At 71.5% G+C, this 18581-nt stretch carries 13 protein-coding genes; 8 read left to right on the top strand and 5 right to left on the bottom strand.

All coding sequences use genetic code 11. The features are described 5' to 3' along the window. Positions 1–148: 148 nt before the first annotated feature. Positions 149–598 carry a nuclear transport factor 2 family protein gene (locus ACIO6U_RS26065; RefSeq protein ID WP_355347799.1) on the bottom strand — a complete coding sequence of 150 codons (450 nt, stop codon included), beginning with the start codon at positions 596–598 and terminating at the stop codon, positions 149–151. A 160-nt stretch (positions 599–758) separates the two neighbouring features. Between ACIO6U_RS26065 and ACIO6U_RS26060 the strand changes: the two genes are divergently transcribed. The 7 genes from ACIO6U_RS26060 (at position 759) to ACIO6U_RS26030 (ending at position 13003) form a co-directional block, all read left to right on the top strand. Beyond that, positions 759–3503 carry an alpha/beta fold hydrolase gene (locus ACIO6U_RS26060; RefSeq protein WP_401722733.1) on the top strand — a complete coding sequence of 915 codons (2745 nt, stop codon included), beginning with the start codon at positions 759–761 and terminating at the stop codon, positions 3501–3503. Positions 3504–3517: 14 nt separating this feature from the next. Next, positions 3518–4402: an ABC transporter permease gene (locus ACIO6U_RS26055; protein ID WP_188282197.1), complete on the top strand. Its 885-nt coding sequence runs from the start codon at positions 3518–3520 to the stop codon at positions 4400–4402. 255 nt (positions 4403–4657) lie between these two features. Further along, positions 4658–6040, top strand: a complete 1383-nt coding sequence (locus tag ACIO6U_RS26050; protein ID WP_401722730.1) for a S8 family serine peptidase — start codon at positions 4658–4660, stop codon at positions 6038–6040. A 230-nt stretch (positions 6041–6270) separates the two neighbouring features. Further along, positions 6271–7824: a chitinase gene (locus tag ACIO6U_RS26045; protein WP_355347790.1), complete on the top strand. Its 1554-nt coding sequence runs from the start codon at positions 6271–6273 to the stop codon at positions 7822–7824. A 133-nt stretch (positions 7825–7957) separates the two neighbouring features. Then, positions 7958–8794: an undecaprenyl-diphosphate phosphatase gene (locus tag ACIO6U_RS26040; RefSeq protein WP_401722728.1), complete on the top strand. Its 837-nt coding sequence runs from the start codon at positions 7958–7960 to the stop codon at positions 8792–8794. Positions 8795–8956: 162 nt separating this feature from the next. Then, positions 8957–11206: an RICIN domain-containing protein gene (locus ACIO6U_RS26035; RefSeq protein ID WP_391050685.1), complete on the top strand. Its 2250-nt coding sequence runs from the start codon at positions 8957–8959 to the stop codon at positions 11204–11206. A gap of 258 nt (positions 11207–11464) precedes the next feature. After that, a complete protein-coding gene (locus ACIO6U_RS26030; RefSeq protein WP_355347784.1) occupies positions 11465–13003 on the top strand; it encodes an aldehyde dehydrogenase family protein in 1539 nt (512 codons plus the stop codon). Positions 13004–13147: 144 nt separating this feature from the next. Here ACIO6U_RS26030 and ACIO6U_RS26025 read toward each other — a convergent pair whose 3' ends face one another. From ACIO6U_RS26025 to ACIO6U_RS26010, 4 genes are all read right to left on the bottom strand, one after another. Then, a complete protein-coding gene (locus ACIO6U_RS26025; RefSeq protein WP_401314356.1) occupies positions 13148–14251 on the bottom strand; it encodes a Gfo/Idh/MocA family protein in 1104 nt (367 codons plus the stop codon). Continuing rightward, a complete protein-coding gene (locus ACIO6U_RS26020) occupies positions 14248–14991 on the bottom strand; it encodes a sugar phosphate isomerase/epimerase (protein WP_355347778.1) in 744 nt (247 codons plus the stop codon). Before ACIO6U_RS26020 ends, ACIO6U_RS26025 begins: the two co-directional genes overlap by 4 nt. A 101-nt stretch (positions 14992–15092) precedes the next feature. Further along, positions 15093–16013 (bottom strand): sugar phosphate isomerase/epimerase, encoded by a 921-nt coding sequence (locus ACIO6U_RS26015; protein ID WP_355347775.1) that lies wholly within the window; start codon positions 16011–16013, stop codon positions 15093–15095. Position 16014: 1 nt separating this feature from the next. Next, complete coding sequence (locus ACIO6U_RS26010) at positions 16015–17190, bottom strand: Gfo/Idh/MocA family protein (protein WP_401722723.1); 1176 nt, start codon at positions 17188–17190, stop codon at positions 16015–16017. 157 nt (positions 17191–17347) lie between these two features. On the opposite strand from ACIO6U_RS26010, the gene ACIO6U_RS26005 reads away from it, so the two are divergent. Next, entirely contained in the window at positions 17348–18529 is a 1182-nt protein-coding gene (locus tag ACIO6U_RS26005) for an ROK family protein (protein WP_317452715.1), read from the top strand. The last annotated feature ends 52 nt before the right edge of the window (positions 18530–18581 follow it).

Below are 18581 nucleotides of genomic sequence, written 5' to 3'. Positions count from 1 at the left end.
CGGCAGGGACGAGTACAAGACGTCCGAGCCGTGCGAGAAGCCGCCGACCACACCGCCGCCCACCACGCCCGAGACGCCGCCGCCCACCGCGCCGCGGCGGTTCACGGACACCCCGCGAACCGGGTACGTGCCGAAGGCGGCCGGTCGCTCACGCCTGCGCGGAGCCCGGCGCCCGGTACATGTACGACGTCTCCTGCCGCCGCGAGGCGATCCGCCAACCGCCGCCGTCCCGCGCGAAACCGTCCACGTACCAGAAGCCGCACAGCAGCACACCGCGCTCCGCGGCCTTGCCGCCCTCGGGCAGCACGAGCGGGTTGAGGCACATGGTGCGGCCCGTCGCGCGGTCCCCGTCGAGCCGGATCGCGCAATTCCCGAGCAAATGCTGATATCCGGGAAAACGCGGCATGACGGCCGCGAGAAATTCCTTGATCTCCGGCAGAGTTCCGCGCGGTCCGCCCGTCGCCGTGTAGTCGAGGACCGCGTCCTTGGTGAAGACCGCGTCCAGCAGCGGCCATTGGCCGGTGTCCACCGCGTGGCTGTATTCGATCAACAGATCCTGGATTTCCAGCCGGTCGGAGATATCGCCGAGCGAGAGCATGCGGCCCCTCCTGCCCGCGCCCGGACGGACGCGTGGGCACCGCATGGATGGCACGCGCCTCCGGAGAAGTCAAGACACCTGACAGGCGCGGAGTATGGGAATACCCGGAGAACCCTCCGCCCACGCCCGGTCCGCGGCCCGAGCCGCCTAGGATCGAGGGATGGATCTTCGATGGCCGCGACGCAAGAGGTGGTTCGCCGCCGCGGGGGCGCTCGTGGTGCTGGTGGCGGGCGGCGTCGCGGTCGGTACGGCGACCGCGTCCGGTGACGGGGGCTCGGTGCACCGCAGCGATGCGATGCTCGACGGCGCCGGGGGTGTACGCCTGGACACCTCGTACTTCACCTCGGGCGGTCCCGGCAGGCGGCCCGCCGTACTGCTCGGGCACGGCTTCGGCGGCAGCAAGGACGACGTGCGCGGCCAGGCCGAAGCGCTCGCCCGGCACGGCTACGCCGTACTGACCTGGTCCGCGCGCGGCTTCGGGCACTCCACCGGACGCATCGGGCTCAACGCGCCGGACGGCGAGGTCGCCGACGTCGGCAAGCTCGTCGACTGGCTCGCGGACCGCCCCGAGGTGCGGCTCGACGCGCCGGGCGACCCGCGGGTCGGCATCTCCGGCGTCTCGTACGGCGGCGCGATCTCCCTGCTCGCCGCCGGTTACGACCAGCGCATCGACGCCATCGCGCCGCGCATGACGTACTGGAATCTGAGCGACGCGCTCTTCCCGAACGACGTCTACAAGAAGCTGTGGGCCGGCATCTTCTTCTCCAGCGGCTCCACCCCGCTGGACGCGGCAGCGGGCGGCGACCGGACCCCGGACACAGGCGCGGGCGCGGGCACAGGCGCGGGCACAGGCACGGGCACGCCCGCCGGAGCGCCGACGACCGCCGACCCCCTCTGCGGCCGGTTCGAACCGTCCGTCTGCGCGCTCTACCAACGCGTGGCCCAGGCGGGAAAGCCCGACGCCGCCGCCCGCGCGCGACTCGACGCGCTCAGCCCGTCCGCGGTCGGCTCCCGTATCAAGGTCCCCGCGCTGATCGTGCAGGGCCAGACCGACTCGCTGTTCACGCTCGCCCAGTCCGACGCGATGGCCAAGGCGATCAAGGCCAACGGCGCACCCGTGACCGTCGACTGGATCGCGGGCGGACACGACGGCGGCAACACCGAGAACGGCAGGATCGACCAGCGGGTCACCGCCTGGTTCGACCACTACCTCAAGGGCGAGACGTCCACGAGCACGGGACCCGCCTTCCGGGTCACCCGCACCGGCGGCCTCAACTCCACCGACGGCAGCGTCACCCTGCGCGGCGCGAGCGGCGACAGCTACCCCGGCCTCGACGGATCGGGCAGCCGGAAGATCGCGCTCGCCGGCTCCGCCCAGCGGATCACCAACCCGGCGGGCGGCGCCCCGCCCGCGATCTCCGCCGTCCCCGGCCTCGGCGCGCTCACCCAGCTCTCCTCGGTCGGCGCCGGCATCTCCCTGGACTTCCCCGGCCAGATCGCGGTGTTCGAGTCCGCGCCGCTGCGCGACGGCGCCCAGCTCACCGGAGCGCCGTCGGTGCGGGTGAAGGTCGCCACCGACGCGCCGGACGCCGTGCTCTTCGCGAAGCTCTACGACGTCACGCCCGGCGGCAAGGAGACCCTGCCCGCCTCGCTCGCCGCCCCCGTACGCGTCGTCGGGTCCGGGCAGGGCACCACCGTCACGGTCCGACTGCCCGCCGTCGACCACGACTTCGCGGCCGGGCACCGACTGCGCGTGGTGCTGTCCACCACCGACCTCGGCTACGCCTCCCCGGCCGCGCCCGCGGCCCTGACCGTCTCGCTCGCGTCGCCGACACTCACCCTGCCCACCGACACCGGGCTCCGCGCCGACGCCACCTCGGTCGCGTGGTGGGCCTGGGCGCTGCCGCTGATCGCGCTGGCCGTGGCCGCCGTCCTGCTGCTCACCGGCCGCCGCCGGGTCCGCCCGCGCCCGGCCGACCCGGCGCTCGCCGCGGTCCCGTTGCAGATCACCGGCCTCAGCAAGCGGTACGCGAAGTCCGTCGACCAGTACGCCGTACGCGACCTGTCCTTCCGCGTCGAACCCGGCCAGGTGCTCGGCCTGCTCGGGCCGAACGGCGCGGGCAAGACCACCACCTTGCGGATGCTGATGGGCCTGATCCGTCCCGACGAGGGCGAGATCCGGGTGTTCGGCGAGGCGGTACGGCCCGGCGCGCCCGTGCTGTCCCGGCTCGGCGCCTTCGTGGAGGGCGCCGGATTCCTGCCGCATCTGTCCGGCCGCGCCAACCTCGACCTGTACTGGCAGGCCACCGGCCGCCCGGCGCAGGACGCCCACCTGGCGGAGGCCCTGGAGATCGCGGGCCTCGGCGACGCGCTGGAACGGGCCGTGCGCACCTACTCGCAGGGCATGCGGCAGCGACTGGCCATCGCGCAGGCCATGCTCGGCCTGCCGGACCTGCTGATCCTCGACGAGCCGACCAACGGACTCGACCCGCCGCAGATCCGCGAGATGCGCGAGGTGCTGATCCGCTACGCGCAGGTGGGCCGGACCGTGATCGTCTCCAGCCACCTGCTGGCCGAGGTCGAGCAGACCTGTACGCATCTGGTGGTCATGGACCGCGGGCGGCTGGTCACGGCCGGTCCCGTCGCCGACATCATCGGCTCGGCGGACACCGTGCTGGTCGGGATCGACGGCGAACTGCCGCAGAGCGCGGTCGAGAAGGTCGCCGCACTGCCCGGGGTCGCCACCGCGGTCCGCGAGGAGGACGGTCTGCTCGCGGTGCTCGACGGCCTGACCCCGGCGCAATTCGTGGCCGAACTCGTCCGTCTCGACGTGCCCGTGGCCCAGGTCGGGCCGCACCGCCGCCTGGAGGACGCCTTCCTGACCCTGATCGGAGGCTCCTCGTGAGCGCCGCACCCGCCATGCCCGCCCCCGCGCCCGCACCGGACGGGTCACCGGCCCGCGCCACCGCGCCCGGCTACCGCCCCGGCCGTACGCTGCGGCTGCGCGTCGAGGCCAGGCGGCAGTTGCGCAGGCGCCGCACGATGATCGTGGCCGCGCTGCTCGCCGCGCTGCCGTTCATCCTGATCGCCGCCTTCGCGATCGGCGGCACCCCGAGCGGCGAGGGCAGGAACGGCCCGACGCTGATCGACACCGCCACCGCCTCGGGCGCCAACTTCTGCGCGACCTGCCTGTTCGTCTCCGCGGGCTTCGTGCTCGTCGTGCCGGTCGCGCTCTTCTGCGGCGACACCGTGGCCTCGGAGGCGGGCTGGTCCTCGCTGCGCTATCTGCTGGCCGCGCCCGTGCCGCGGACCAGGCTGTTGGCCGTGAAGCTCACCGTGGCGCTGGGCTTCAGCGCGGTCGCGCTCGTCCTGCTGCCCGCGGTCGCGCTGGTGGCGGGGACCGTCGCGTACGGCTGGGGGGACCTGGAACTGCCGACCGGCGGGGCGCTGGCGTCCGGTGAGGCGCTGCCGCGACTGGCGGTCGCCGTGATCTACATCTTCGTGAGCCAACTCGTCACGGCCGCGCTCGCCTTCTGGCTCTCCACGGTCACCGACGCGCCGCTGGGCGCGGTCGGCGGCGCGGTCGGCCTCACCATCGTCGGCAATGTGCTGGACGCCGTGACCGCGCTGGGGCGGTGGCGCGACGTGCTGCCCGCGCACTGGCAGTTCTCCTGGGCGGACGCGCTCCAGCCGACGATGGAGTGGTCCGGCATGCTCCAGGGCACCTCGGTGTCGGTCTCGTACGCGATCGTGCTGACGGCGCTGGCCTTCCGCGGCTTCCGCACCAAGGACATCGTGTCCTGACCCGCCGTCGGCCGTGTCGCGTCGTGGCGTATGCCGTGCCGTGCCGTGACGCCGCCGCATGACGGGACCCGCGACGCCGCCGCACGCCGCCGCACCATGACGCCTCGTCATGGCATGCCCATGAAACAACCAAGGGGCGGCCATCCGGAGTAAAGCGGTCGGCAGCAAACGGCGAAGTCTCTTGTCCTGGGCATGATCTGTGGGTGTGATCGCGGCATCCGTCTCGTGCGGTCGCACTCCACACAAGGAGAGTCCATGCGCAGATTCCGTCCGCGGCCCCGCGCCGCGGTCGCGGCGGCAGGGGTCACCGCCCTCGCCGCCGCCGCTTTGACAGCCGCTCCCGTCGCCGGGTCCGCCACCGCCGCCCCGGCGCGTACCGCACCGGTGGTGAAGGCCGTGCCCGCGGTCACGGGACACCGGCTGGTGAGCGGGGTGAGCAGCCCGCTCAGCAGCGCGCAGTGCCAGGCGAAGTGGGGCATCAACTGCTACACCCCGCAGCAGTACCGCCAGGCGTACGACCTCAAGCCGCTCTACCGCGCCGGTATCACCGGCAAGGGGCGGACGATCGTGATCGTGGACTCGTTCGGGTCGCCGACGATCCAGCACGACCTCGACGTGTACAGCCGGCAGTTCGGCATCGCCAGCTCGCACGTACAGGTCGTCAAGTGGGGTGACGTGCCGCCGTTCGACCCGACGAATCCGGACCACACCGGCTGGGCGAGCGAGAGCACGCTGGACGTGGAGATGGCGCACGCCGTCGCGCCCGACGCGCACATCGTGCTGGTGGAGACCGGCGTCGCGGAGACCGAGGGCGTCGAGGGGCTGCCCGAGATGATGGACGCCGAGAAGTCGATGATCGAGCACGGCGTCGGCGACGTGATCACGCAGAGCTTCGGCGCCACCGAGAACACCTTCCCCGGCTTCGACCGGGGCGACTTCTCCAGCATCCAGAAGCTGCGGTACGCCTTCAAGGCAGCCGCCGCGCACGGCGTGACGGTGCTGTCGTCCTCCGGCGACGGCGGCGCCACCGACTCGATGGCGGACGGCGCCACCGACTACCCGTACCCGGTGAACTCCTGGCCCTCGTCCGACCCGCTGGTCACCTCGATCGGCGGCACGCAGCTCCACCTGGACGACGCGGGCGACCGCACCGCGCCCGACAGCGTCTACAACGACTACGGCGCGGGCGGCGGCGGCCAGTCGCACGTCTTCACCAGGCCCTCGTACCAGGACGTGGTCAAGAACGTCGTCGGCGCCCGGCGCGGCACCCCGGACATCTCGATGACCGCGGCCGTGGACGGCGGCGCGTGGGTGTACTCCTCCTTCGACCCGACGGCCGTCGGATGGGACGTGTACGGCGGCACCAGCGAGTCCAGCCCGCTGTTCTCCGGCATCGTCGCGCTGGCCGACCAGCTCGCCGGGCACCGGGTGGGCGACATCCACCAGGCGCTGTACGCGCTCTACCGGGGCGACAGCAGGCTCACCGGGATCGTGGACGTCAAGGACGGGACGAACAACTCCTACGACGGCGTCACCGGTTACACCGCGGTGAAGGGGTACGACATGGCGACCGGTGTCGGCACGCTGGACGCCGCGCGGTTCGTTCCCGCGCTGGCGATCGCCAGTTGGCGGCGCTGACCGTCCGAGCGGGGTACTGACAGGTCACCGCCGCGTCCGCGCGGGCGCGGCGGTGACACGTGCTGTCCGGGTGCCGGAAATGTCCGGTCCCGTGGGGTGAGTGGTCCAACTCCGTTATCTGTTAGGACTCTTGACAGTCGGGTGGTCCAGACCAACAGTATTGGTCCAGACCAGCAGCGCCCCCTGTGCTGTCGGCCCCCACACATCCCCCCTCGAAGGGAGCGCGGTCCATGACCGGACCCGTTCGCAGACCCCTCCGCGCGTTGCTCACCGGACTCGTCACCGCCACCGCGGCGGCCGGGCTCGCCCTGACCGGCAGCGGCACCGCCCACGCCGCCACCCCGCTGCCCGCCCACGTGTTCGCCCCGTACTTCGAGGCGTACAACGGCGACAGCCTCTCCGGCCTGGCGTCGGCCTCCGGCAACAAATTCCTCACCATGGCGTTCATCCAGACGCCGTCCGTCGGCTCTTGCACCCCGTACTGGAACGGCGACAGCTCGCTGCCGATCGCCCAGGCGAACTTCGGCGCCGACATCGACACCCTCCAGGCGGGCGGCGGCGACGTCATCCCGTCCTTCGGCGGTTACGCGGCCGACAACAGCGGCACCGAGATCGCCGACAGTTGCACCAACGTCAGCTCGATCGCCGCGGCCTACGAGAAGGTCATCACGACCTACGACATCAGCCGGATCGACCTCGACATCGAGGACAACTCGCTGACCAACGCCGGCGGCATCGACCGCCGCAACAAGGCCGTGAAGATGGTCCAGGACTGGGCGGCGAGCAACGGCCGCTCGGTGCAGTTCTCCTACACCCTGCCGACCACCACCCACGGGCTGACCACGGGCACCGCGGGCGACGGCTCGGGCCTGTCGGTGATCCAGAACGCCATCTCCAACGGCGTCAAGGTCGACGTCGTGAACCTGATGACGTTCGACTACTACGACAACGCCACGCACAACATGGCGACCGACACCCAGACCGCCGCCACCGGCCTGCACGACCAGCTCGCCGGGCTCTACCCGTCGAAGACCGACGCGCAGATCTGGGGCATGGTCGGCGTCACGGAGATGCCCGGCATCGACGACTTCGGCGCGGCCGAGACCTTCACCACCGCCAACGCCACCACCGTCTACAACTGGGCGGTCAGCAAGGGCATCAACACGCTGTCCTTCTGGGCGCTCCAGCGCGACAACGGCGGCTGCCCCGGCCAGGGCGGCTCCGACACCTGCTCCGGCGTCGCACAGAGCACCTGGCAGTTCAGCCACACCTTCCAGCCCTTCACCGGCGGCGGCACCACCACCCCGCCCCCGGCGAACGACTTCTCGGTGTCGCTGACCCCGGCCTCCGGCTCCGTCGCGCCGGGCGGTTCCACCACCTCCAGCGTGCACACCGCCGTCGCCTCCGGCACCGCGCAGTCCGTCGCGCTGACGGTCTCCGGCGCCCCGGCCGGTGTCACCGCCACGCTCAGCCCGACCTCGGTGACCGCGGGCGGCAACGCCACCTTGTCGGTCGCCACCACGGCCTCGGCGGCCCCCGGCACGTACACCCTGACCGTCACCGGCAAGGCGGGCACCACGACCCACACCGCCGCGTACACGCTCACGGTCACCGGGACCACCACCGGCTGCACCGCCACCGCGTGGAACAGCAGCGCGGTCTACGTGGGCGGCAACACCGTCTCGTACGCCGGTCACACCTGGAAGGCCAAGTGGTGGACGACGGGCGAGACGCCCGGCACCACCGGTGAGTGGGGTGTCTGGCAGGACCTCGGCGCCTGCTGATCCGCCTCCCGCGGCGGCCGGGCCCCGGATTCGGGGTCCGGCCGCCGATCCTCTAAAGTCTGACCGTTGTCTACGAACATGTAGTCGTAACGGGCCGGGGTGATCACCGGCGGACAAGGGGCGGGACCACCCAATGAGCGTCATCGGCGTCGGCCAAGCCGTCATTCTCGGCGTCGTGGAAGGAGTGACCGAGTTCCTTCCGGTCTCCTCCACCGGGCACCTGAAAATGACCGAGGGCCTGATGAACATCCCGGTGGACGACAAGGCTGTCGTCGGCTTCACCGCGGTGATCCAGACCGGCGCCATCGCCGCCGTCTTCGTCTACTTCTTCTCCGACATCAAGCGGTTCGTCGGCGCCTGGTTCAAGGGGCTCGCGAACAAGAGGGAGCGCGACAACCACGACTACAAGTTCACCTGGTGGGTGATCTACGCGACCATCCCGATCGTCGTCGTCGGACTGGCCGCCAAGCCGCTGATCGACGGCGCCCTCGCGTCCTTGTGGGTCGTCGCCTTCTCGCTGATCGGCGGCAGCGTCGTCATGTGGTGCGCCGAGCAGATGGCGCGATTCAAGCGCGGCGAGGACCAGGTCACCTTCAAGGACGCGATGATCGTCGGCTGTTCGCAGATCCTCGCGCTGCTCTTCCCCGGCTTCTCCCGGTCGGGCGCCACCATCTCCACCGCGCTCATCCGCGACCTGGACCGGGTGGCCGCCACCCGCCTGTCGTTCTTCCTCGGCCTGCCCGCCCTCACCGGCGCGGGGCTGTACGAGTTGAAGGACGCCACCAGCGGGGGCGTCGGCGTGCCCGCGCTCGCCGTCGGCACCGTGGTGTCGTTCGTGATCGCCTACGTCTCCATCGCCTGGCTGCTGAAGTTCGTCGCCAAGCACTCGTTCAACTCCTTCGTGATCTACCGGATCGTGGTCGGCATCCTGCTGATCGGCCTGCTGACGACGGACACGATCAGTTCCTGACTCACCGTCAGACGCACTCCGAGGGCCCGGCCGGGACGGCCGGGCCCTCTTTTCCGGCCGGATAGTTCACGACTTATTTTTTGATGTGTATTGACTCGCCGACGGGCGGCCCCTAGCGTCCACACCGCATCGCGACCCCACAACGCGACCGAGGAGACACGTGTGACTCAGGTCCCCACCGTGCCCGGCACGCCCACCCGCACATCCCGCACCCGCAGACGAACAGCCGCCATAGCGGCGGCGCTCGTCCTGCCGGTCTCGGCCTGTATCGCCCTGGTCACCGCACGGGACGCGGGCGCCGCCACCATCCCGGCCGCCCCGGCCAGCGTCACCAGCGTCAGCAGCGGCAAGTGCGTGGACGCGCGCGCCGCGGCCACCGCCAACGGCACAGCGGTGCAGCAGTACGCCTGCAACGGAAGCGCCGCCCAGCAGTGGCAGTTCACCGCCACCGACAGCGGCTACTACCGGATCGGCGTGTCCACCGCGCCCGCCCAGGTGTGGGACGTCACCGGCGTCTCCACCGCCGACAGCGCCACCACACAGCTCTGGCTGTACGGCGGCGGCAGCAACCAGCAGTGGCAGCCCGTCGCCGAGAGCAGCGGCGCCTTCCACTTCGTCAACCGCAACAGCGGCAAGTGCCTCGACGTGCCCGGCGCGTCGACCGCCGACAGTGTGCAGCTCCAGCAGTACACGTGCAACGGCACCACCGCGCAGTCGTTCAACGTCAGCGGCAGCGGCGGCGGCACCACGCCGCCGACCACCCCGCCCAGCGGCGGCGACCCCGACCTCGGCCCGAACACGGTCGTCTTCGACCCGTCGATGTCCGCCTCGACCATCCAGTCCAAGCTGAACTCGATCTTCAGCCAGCAGGAGACCAACCAGTTCGGCAGCCAGCGCTACGCGGTGCTCTTCAAGCCCGGCACCTACAGCGCGGACGTCAACGTCGGCTTCTACACCCAGGTCGCAGGACTCGGCCTGAGCCCCGACTCGGTCACCATCAACGGCAAGGTGCACGCCGAGGCCGACTGGTTCCAGGGCAACGCCACCCAGAACTTCTGGCGTGACGCCGAGAACATGTCCGTCAACCCGACCGGCGGCAGCGACCGGTGGGCCGTCTCGCAGGCCGCCCCGTACCGGCGGATGCACGTCCGCGGCAACCTCGCGCTGGACGACGGCGGCTGGTCGAGCGGCGGCTTCATCTCCGACTCCAAGATCGACGGGCAGATCCAGTCCGGCTCCCAGCAGCAGTTCCTCACCAAGGACACCGAGATGGGGTCCTGGAGCGGCTCCAACTGGAACATGGTCTTCGTCGGCGACAAGGGCGCGCCCGCGCAGAGCTTCCCGACGTACACCACCGTCGCCAGCGCGCCCGTGGTGCGCGAGAAGCCCTTCCTGTACATCGACAGCGCGGGCAAGTACCAGGTCTTCGTGCCCGCCCTCCAGTCCAACGCGTCCGGCACCACCTGGAGCGGGAAGACGCCGGCGGGACAGTCGCTGCCGATCGACCAGTTCTTCATCGTCAAGCCGGGCAACACCGCCTCCGACATCAACGCGGCGCTCGCGGCGGGCAAGAACCTGCTGTTCACGCCGGGTGTCTACCACCTCAACCAGACGATCAACGTGACCCGGCCCGACACCGTCGTCCTCGGTCTCGGTCTGGCCACGCTCGTCCCGGACGGCGGCGTCACCGCGCTGACCACGGCCGACGTGGACGGTGTGAAGCTGGCCGGGCTGCTCATCGACGCGGGCACCACCAACTCGCAGACGCTGATGCAGATCGGTCCGGCCGGCTCGTCCGCCAACCACGCGGCCGACCCGACCAGCCTGTCCGACGTCTTCTTCCGGATCGGCGGCGCGGCGGTCGGCAAGGCCACCCAGTCGCTGGTCGTCAACAGCAACAACGTCATCGGCGACCACATGTGGCTGTGGCGCGCCGACCACGGCAACGGCGGCACCGTCGGCTGGAACACCAACACCGCCGCCACGGGCCTCGTCGTCAACGGCCAGAACGTCACCATGTACGGCCTGTTCGTCGAGCACTACCAGCAGACCCAGGTGCAGTGGAACGGCAACGGCGGCAGAACGTACTTCTTCCAGAACGAGATGCCCTACGACCCGCCCAACCAGGCTTCCTGGATGAACGGTTCCTCGCAGGGCTACCCCGCCTACAAGGTGGCCGACTCGGTCACCAGCCATGAGGCGTGGGGGCTCGGCAGCTACTGCTACTTCTCCGCCAACTCCTCGGTGGTGTCGGCCAACTCCTTCCAGGTGCCCAACACCTCCGGGGTGAAGTTCCACGACATGGTGACCGTCTCGCTCGGTGGTGTCGGCACCATCAGCCATGTCATCAACACCACGGGAGCGGCCGTGAACAGCGGCCATCAGGTCACGTACCTGACCAGCTACCCCTAGTCACACAGGGGTACACGGGGGACACAGTGGGGCCGGCCGGCACAGGGGGCGCATCCCGTCGGCCGGCCCCTCTCCCGTGCGGTGACCCCCGCTCTCCCGCGCCGTAACCCGCCTCCTCCCGTGCCGTGGCCGGGCACGGTGACGACCGACACACCCGTGGTCGAACACCGGAACCCCCGGGAGTCCAGTCGCTATCGTCGGCAGACGCGCGGTGGTGCGCCGCGCGAGTTCCGCCCCCCGACGAGAGCGGAGTTCCGAATGACCCTCATCCTCAAGCCCGGAACGGCCTGGAGCGACGCGTGGCGGCGCGCCCTGCGGACCGCGCCCGAGGCATTCCGCGACGACCGTGTGCTGAATCTGTGGGACGGCCGCTGGCAGGCCGACGGCCGCCCGCTGCCCGCCACTTCACCGGTCGACGGCAGCCCGATAGCCGGGCCGCCCCGGCTCGACGCGGCCACCGCGCGACAGGCGGTACGCGCCGCGCTCGACGAACACCGGAGCTGGCGGCACGTACCGCTGCCCGACCGCAAGGCGCGCGTCTCGGCGACTCTGGACGCCCTCACCGAACACCGCGACCTGCTGGCCCTGTTGCTGGTCTGGGAGATCGGCAAGCCCTGGCGGCTGGCCCGCGCCGACGTGGACCGGGCCATCGACGGCGTCCGCTGGTACGTGGACGGCATCGAGCCGATGGTGGCGGGCCGCACCGCACTTGCCGGTCCCGTCTCCAACATCGCGAGCTGGAACTACCCGATGAGCGTGCTGGTGCACGCCATGCTCGTCCAGGCGCTCGCGGGCAACGCGGTCATCGCCAAGACGCCCACCGACGGCGGCCTGGCCTGCCTCACCCTCGCCGCCGCGCTCGCCAGGCGCGAGGGCATTCCCGTCACGCTGGTCAGCGGCAGCGGCGGCGAACTCTCCGAGGCCCTGGTGCAGTCCTCGGAGATCGGCTGCGTCTCCTTCGTCGGCGGCCGGGACACCGGCGCCCGGATCGCGACGGCCGTCGCCGACGTCGGCAAGCGGCACATCCTCGAACAGGAAGGGCTCAACTGCTGGGGCCTGTGGGAGTACAGCGACTGGGACGCCTTCGGCGCGCAGATCCCCAAGCTCTTCGACTACGCCAAGCAGCGCTGCACCGCCTACCCGCGGTTCGTCGTCCAGCGCTCCCGCTTCGCGGACTTCCTCGCCGCGTACCTCCCGGCGGTCAAGTCGGTCAGGACCGGCCACCCGTTGGCCGTCGCCGCGCCCGACGACCCGCTGCCCGCACTCGACTTCGGGCCGCTGATCAACGCGGCCAAGGCGAAGGAGCTGGCCGATCTGGTCGCCGAGGCCGTCGACCGCGGCGCGGTGCCGCTGCACCACGGCGCCCTCGACCCCGGCCTCTTCCTCCCCGGCCAGGACACCTCCGCCTACCTCGCCCCGGTCACGCTGCTGGGCCCTCCGCCGTCCTCGCCGCTCCACCACACCGAGCCCTTCGGACCCGTCGACACGATCGTCCTGGTCGACACCGAGGCCGAGTTGCTCTCCGCCATGAACGCCAGCAACGGCGCCCTGGTGGCCGCCCTGTCCTGCGACGACCCGCGCACCACCGAACGCCTCGCCTCCCAGGTCCGCGCCTTCAAGGTCGGCCGCGGTGCGCCCCGCTCCCGCGGTGACCGCGACGAACTCTTCGGCGGCCTCGGCGCCTCCTGGCGCGGCGCCTTCGTCGGCGGCGAACTCCTCGTCCACGCCGTCACCGAGGGCCCCACCCTCGACCGCCTCCCGGGCAACTTCCCCGACTACCAATTGCCCGCGGCCTAGGGGGAAGCCGCCTTCGGCTCGCTGGCTACCGGCGCACCCCACCGCGCAGCGGTGAACTGGCGGTGAACCGTGCTCAGAAAAACCCCGGTCGACCCATCCCCCCACGGGTGGGCCGACCGGGGCCGACGGGGGTCGACCGCTGCGTCAGGACAGCGTCGAGGCCGCCGGGTCCCACGCGTCCGGCAGCGGTGACACGGCCGGGGCGCTGGTTTCGAGGGTGCGGACGGTGTGCTCTTGCGCGGCGTCCGTCACCGTGGCCATCAAGTCGAGTACGTGCTGGGCGAGTTCGCCGGAGGCGCGGTGCTCGGTGCCGCCCCGGATGGCGCGGGCCATGTCCAGGACGCCCAGGCCGCGACCGGCGACCGTACCGGTGACGGGCAGGTCACGCCAGTCGTCGTCACCGAACGCCCGGACCTGCAAAGGCCCTTCGAAGGTGTTCGGGTCGGGCAGCGACAGCGTGCCCTCGGTGCCGGTGACCTCGATGAGGCGGCGCGGCACCGAGGAGTCGAAGCTGAAGGTCGCCGAACCGCTGGGGCCACCGGCGAAGTCCAGCAACGCGTGCACGTGCGTGGGCACTTCCACCGCGAAGGACGTGCCCTCCTTCGGCCCGGAACCGATCACCCGCTGGGCACGCGCCTGCCGCGCCGAGGCCGAGACCCGTGCCACCGGCCCGAACAGTGCGACCAGCGCCGTCAGATAGTACGGACCGATGTCGAACAGCGGCCCGGCACCGTACTGGAAGAGGAACTCCGGGTTCGGGTGCCACGACTCGGGGCCGGGCCCCTGCGTGACGGCGGTCGCGCTCACCGGCTCGCCGATGACCCCGGCGGCCAGCGCCCGCTGCGCGGACTGGAGCCCGGCCCCGAGGAAGGTGTCGGGAGCGCTCCCGACCCGCAGCCCGCGCGACCGTGCCTCGGCCAGGATCTTCGCCCCGTCGGCCGGTGCCAGCGCGAGCGGCTTCTCGCCGTAGACGTGCTTGCCCGCCTGGAGGGCGGCCGTGGCGACCTCCGCGTGCACGGCCGGGATCGTCAGGTTGACGACGATCTCCACCTCGGGGATCGCCAGCACCGACGCGAGGTCGCCCGCGGCCGGAATCCCGTACGTCCCGGCCGCCGTACGGGCCCGCTCGACGTCGATGTCGGCGACGGCGAGCACCCGCAGGTCGGGGAAGGCGGTGAGATGGTCCAGATACTGCGCGCTGATGACACCGGCGCCGACGACGGCGACGCCGACCGGGCCTGTGGTCATGAACGCTCCAGCGCGGTGAGGTAGGAGAGGCTTTCCGCGACGGCCTCGAAGATGTCGCCCGCGCAGGAGTCGAGTTCGACGATCCGCTGCGCGTCGGGCGCGGCGGCCAGGATCGACGGCACGTCGATGCTGCCCTTGCCGACCGCGGTGTGCGGCTCGTCCTTCACACCGGGACCGTCCTTGACGTGCAGCGCCAGCACCCGGTCGCCCAGCGCGCGCAGCAGCGCCGGCACATCGGCCCCGCCGACCGCCGCCCAGTACGTGTCGACCTCCAGGAAGACCTCGGGGGCCAACCGGTCCGCCAGCTCCTCCAGCGCGGTCCTGCCGTCGAAGCGCGGCTCGATCTCCCACCAGTGGTTGTGGTAGCCGATCCGCATACCGCGCTCTGCGGCCTTCTCGGCGAAGCCGTTGAGGAGGTCCGCGGTGCGCGAGAGACCGTCGGGGGTGGTGAACTCCTCGTGCGCGATCCCGCCGGGGATGATCACCAGGTCGGTGCCGACCGTGGCGATCGCGTCGAAGACCTCCGACGCCTCCTTGTCGAACAGGGCGTAGGCGTGCGTGCTGTTGACGCTCAGCCCCAGGTCGTCGGCGACCTTGCGGAAACCGGTCGGGTCGGCCGTGGGGTCGTACGCCTCGACGGCGGTGTAACCGATCCCGGCGAGGCGGGACAGCGTGCCGTCGCGGTCGGCGGCGATCTGGTCCCGGAGGGTGTAGAGCTGGATGCTCAAGGGCGTGGCCATCGTGACGATGCCTCCTGGAAGTACGGCGGGTGCGGGTACGGCGGGTACTGCGCGTGCGGGTGGTGCGGGGGAGCGGCGGCCGGCGGTGACGCGCGGTCGGATCAGCCGACGATCAACGGCCGCAGCGTGCGGTGGGCGATCTCCAGACCCTGGGTGATCCGCTGGACGTCGCCGCTCCAGACGGGGTCCTCGTGCTCGACGGAGAGCGTGCCCGTGAAGCCGCCCTCGTAGAGGGTGTCGACGATCCGGCGCCAGTCGACGTCGCCGAGCCCCGGCACCCGGTAGCGCCACCAACCGCTGTCCCAGCCGTCGGTCCGTGCCACCGACCGGCCGAAGAAGCCGTAACGGTCCCTGGCCCGCGGGTCGAGCTGCGCGTCCTTGGCCTGCGCGTGCGGAATGCGGTCGATGTACGGCTTCAGCGCCTCGACCGGGTCGATGCCCAGCCACAGCAGGTGCGAGGGGTCGTAGTTGAGATAGAGGCCGAGGCCGAACATCCACTCCCACAGCTCGGGGGAGTAGGCGAGGTTGCCCGGATAGCCGTCCGGGTGCCAGCCCTCCATCACACAGTTCTCGATGATGATCTTCACACCGCGCTCGCCCGCGTACTCCACCAGCGGCGGCAGCTCCCGCTCGGCCAGCGCGATGTTCTCCTTCACCGTCAGACCGGGGTGGCGGCCGACGAACGTGCCGACGTAGTCCACGCCCAGCAGTTGGGCGGCGTCCACATTGGCGCGTACGTGGGCGGCGATCTCCGCCCTGCGGGTCTCGTCCGGGTGCAGGTTGTTCTCGTAGTACGCCAGCGCGGACAGCGTCAGGCCGTGCCGGTCGAACAGGCCGCGCACCTCGTCGGCCCGCTGCTTGCCGAAGCCGGTCACGTCGATGTGGCTGGCCTCGAACTCCCGTGAGCCGGTGGACGGCCAGGTGGCCACCTCCAGCGACTGGTAGTCGTGCGAGGCCGCCCACGCGGCGATCTCGTCCAGCGGGAGCTGCGGAAGGCAGGCGGTCAGGAAGCCCAGCTTCATCTCAGGAGACCTCTTTCCAGGTCCGGTCCGCCGCCGATTTCAGTACGGCCTCGGTCAGGCGCACCATGCGGGCGGCGTCGTCGAAGGTGGGGAACGTGCCCCCGGTGCCGTCGGCCGAGGACCCGCCCGCCGCGCCCGGGGCGCGGATCGCTGCGTGCACATCGCGGACGAAGGCGGCGAAACAGTCGAGATATCCCATCGGGTGGCCGCCGGGGACCACCGAGAGCCGGGCCGCGGCGGGCGAGAGCGTGGCCGGGTCGCGCAGCACCGCAGCGTTCTCACCGCGGCTGCCGACGAACAGCGACTCGGGGTTCTCCTGGTCGAAGGCGAGCGAGGTCCGCGTCCCGTCCACCTCGAACCACAGCCGGTTCTTCCGGCCGGGTGAGATCTGCGAGACGGTCACGGAACCGGTGGCGCCGCGGTCGGTGCGGAACAGGAGCTGCACCACGTCCTCGGTGTCCGGCCTGACCCGCGCGCCGCCGTCGCCGGCGGGACCCGTACGGTCCACGGTCTGGCTGACCGCGGTCAGCTCCGCGATCCGGTGCCCGGTCACCCACTCCACCAGGTCGCACCAGTGCGAGCCGATGTCGGCGAAGGCGCGGGAGGGCCCGCCCGCGGCCGCGTCGACCCGCCAGTTGGTGTCGCCAGGCTCCGAGAGCCAGTCCTGGAGGTAGTGGCCGTGCACCAGCCTGACCTCGCCCGCCCGGCCGTCCAGCACGCGGGACCGCGCCTCGGCCGCCATCGGGTGGTAGCGGTACACGAACGGCACCGCCGCCACCAGACCGCTGTCCGCGGCGAGCGCCGCGAGCGCGTCCGCGGTGGCCGACGACGTGGTCAGCGGCTTCTCGCACACCACGTGCTTGCCCGCCCGCAGCGCCAGTTCGGCGAGCCCGGCGTGCGCGTCGTTGGGCGTACAGATGTGCACCACGTCGATGTCGTCACTGGTGACCAGCGCCTCCGAGGAGTCGAAGGCCCGCTCGACCCCGAGCGCCGCCGCGGCCTCCTTGGCCCGCGCGGGCGTCGACGCGCTGACCCCGACCACCGGGGCACCGCTCCTGCGCACCGCGTCCAGGTGCACCTGGCCGATCATCCCCACACCGGCGATGGCCGTACGCAGTGCCGGACGCGATGACGTGCGCAGCGAAGAACCCGCTGTAACCGAGCTAGTCCCGCCCACAAGTGCCCTCCCTTTCCGCTTGCTTGAAACGCTAGCCACCGCTGTTTCGGTTGACAATGGCAATATTTCCGCTATCTTCTGTCATAAATCGAGGGCCGGGCCGCACAGGACGCGGACCGGGACGACGGACGTACGGCGCAGGGGAGGGCAGGAACCGGTGACAGCCGCAAGCGACCGGCAGTTGACCGCGCTCAGCGAACTGGCGGGACTGGTGGCGGGCGGCGCCACCCGGCGCAGCCAACTCGCCACCGCCACCGGGCTGTCCAGGGCCGCGGTCGCCCAGCGGGTGGACCTGCTGATCGCCAAGGGACTGCTGGTCGAGACCGGCACCATGGCCACCGAGCGCGGGCGCCCGCCGCTCACCCTCCAACTCGCCTCGCGGAACGCCGTGGTCTGCGCCGTCGACCTCGGCGCCACCCACCGCACGGTCGCCGTCGCCGAACTCGGCGGCCGGGTCCTCGCCGAAGCGACCGAAGCCCTCGACATCAACGCGGGACCCGAGGCCGTACTGACCGGGGTGCACGAGCAGATCGGCCGCCTGCTGGCCGACGCGGGACACCCCGCCGACCACGTACGCGCGATCAGCATCGGCGTGCCGGGCCCGGTCGAGGCCCGCACCGGTACGGTGATCCGGCCGCCGATCATGCGCGGCTGGGACGGCTACCGGGTCCCGGGCTTCTTCGCCGGGCGCTACCACGCGCCCGTCCTCGTCGACAACGACGTCAACATGATGGCCCTGGGCGAGTACGGCCACCGTCCGGCCACCGCCCATCTGCTGTACGTCAAGGTCGGTACGGGCATCGGCTGCGGCATCGTCTCCGGCGGCGTCGTGCACCGCGGGGCCAGCGGCGCCGCGGGCGACATCGGCCACATCCGCGTGCCGGGCCACGACGACGTGCTGTGCCACTGCGGCAACACCGGCTGCGTCGAGGCCGTCGCCTCGGGAGCGGCCATCGCGGCGAAGCTGCGGGAGGCAGGGTTGCCCGCCGAGCACGCCGCCGACGTGGTCCGCCTCGTGGCCGCGGGCGACCCGGTGGCCCGCCGCCAGGTACGGCTGGCCGCCCAACGGCTCGGCGACGTCCTGGCCTCGCTGGTCAGCTTCTACAACCCCGACACCATCGTGCTCGGCGGCAGCATCGCCAGCCTCCACGACGACCTGCTCGCCGACATCCGCGGCGCCGTCTACCGCAGGGCCCTCCCACTGGCCACCAGAACCGTCGCCATCGAGACCACGATGCTCGGCCGCAGGGCGGGCATCGAGGGCGCGCGGCGGCTGGCGGTGCAGCATCTGCTCTCGCCCGAGGGCATCGGACACGTGCTCGCGGAGCCCGCGGTCTGAACCACTGTTGCCCCCATACCTGCCGGTGGACGCGCGTCACGTCAACTCACGG

This window comes from Streptomyces sp. NPDC087422, from assembly GCF_044744145.1.
Taxonomy (GTDB): Bacteria; Actinomycetota; Actinomycetes; order Streptomycetales; family Streptomycetaceae; genus Actinacidiphila.
Note: the sequence above shows the minus strand (reverse complement) of the source record. Positions and strands in the feature narration are given on the sequence as shown.

What these genes read in the sequence shown, in the direction of transcription:
- ACIO6U_RS26065 (WP_355347799.1), bottom strand. Translation starts at nt 598, where the DNA reads ATGCTCTCGCTCGGCGATATCTCCGACCGGCTGGAAATCCAGGATCTG.
- ACIO6U_RS26060 (WP_401722733.1), top strand. Translation starts at nt 759, where the DNA reads ATGGATCTTCGATGGCCGCGACGCAAGAGGTGGTTCGCCGCCGCGGGG.
- ACIO6U_RS26055 (WP_188282197.1), top strand. Translation starts at nt 3,518, where the DNA reads ATGCCCGCCCCCGCGCCCGCACCGGACGGGTCACCGGCCCGCGCCACC.
- ACIO6U_RS26050 (WP_401722730.1), top strand. Translation starts at nt 4,658, where the DNA reads ATGCGCAGATTCCGTCCGCGGCCCCGCGCCGCGGTCGCGGCGGCAGGG.
- ACIO6U_RS26045 (WP_355347790.1), top strand. Translation starts at nt 6,271, where the DNA reads ATGACCGGACCCGTTCGCAGACCCCTCCGCGCGTTGCTCACCGGACTC.
- ACIO6U_RS26040 (WP_401722728.1), top strand. Translation starts at nt 7,958, where the DNA reads ATGAGCGTCATCGGCGTCGGCCAAGCCGTCATTCTCGGCGTCGTGGAA.
- ACIO6U_RS26030 (WP_355347784.1), top strand. Translation starts at nt 11,465, where the DNA reads ATGACCCTCATCCTCAAGCCCGGAACGGCCTGGAGCGACGCGTGGCGG.
- ACIO6U_RS26025 (WP_401314356.1), bottom strand. Translation starts at nt 14,251, where the DNA reads ATGACCACAGGCCCGGTCGGCGTCGCCGTCGTCGGCGCCGGTGTCATC.
- ACIO6U_RS26020 (WP_355347778.1), bottom strand. Translation starts at nt 14,991, where the DNA reads ATGGCCACGCCCTTGAGCATCCAGCTCTACACCCTCCGGGACCAGATC.
- ACIO6U_RS26015 (WP_355347775.1), bottom strand. Translation starts at nt 16,013, where the DNA reads ATGAAGCTGGGCTTCCTGACCGCCTGCCTTCCGCAGCTCCCGCTGGAC.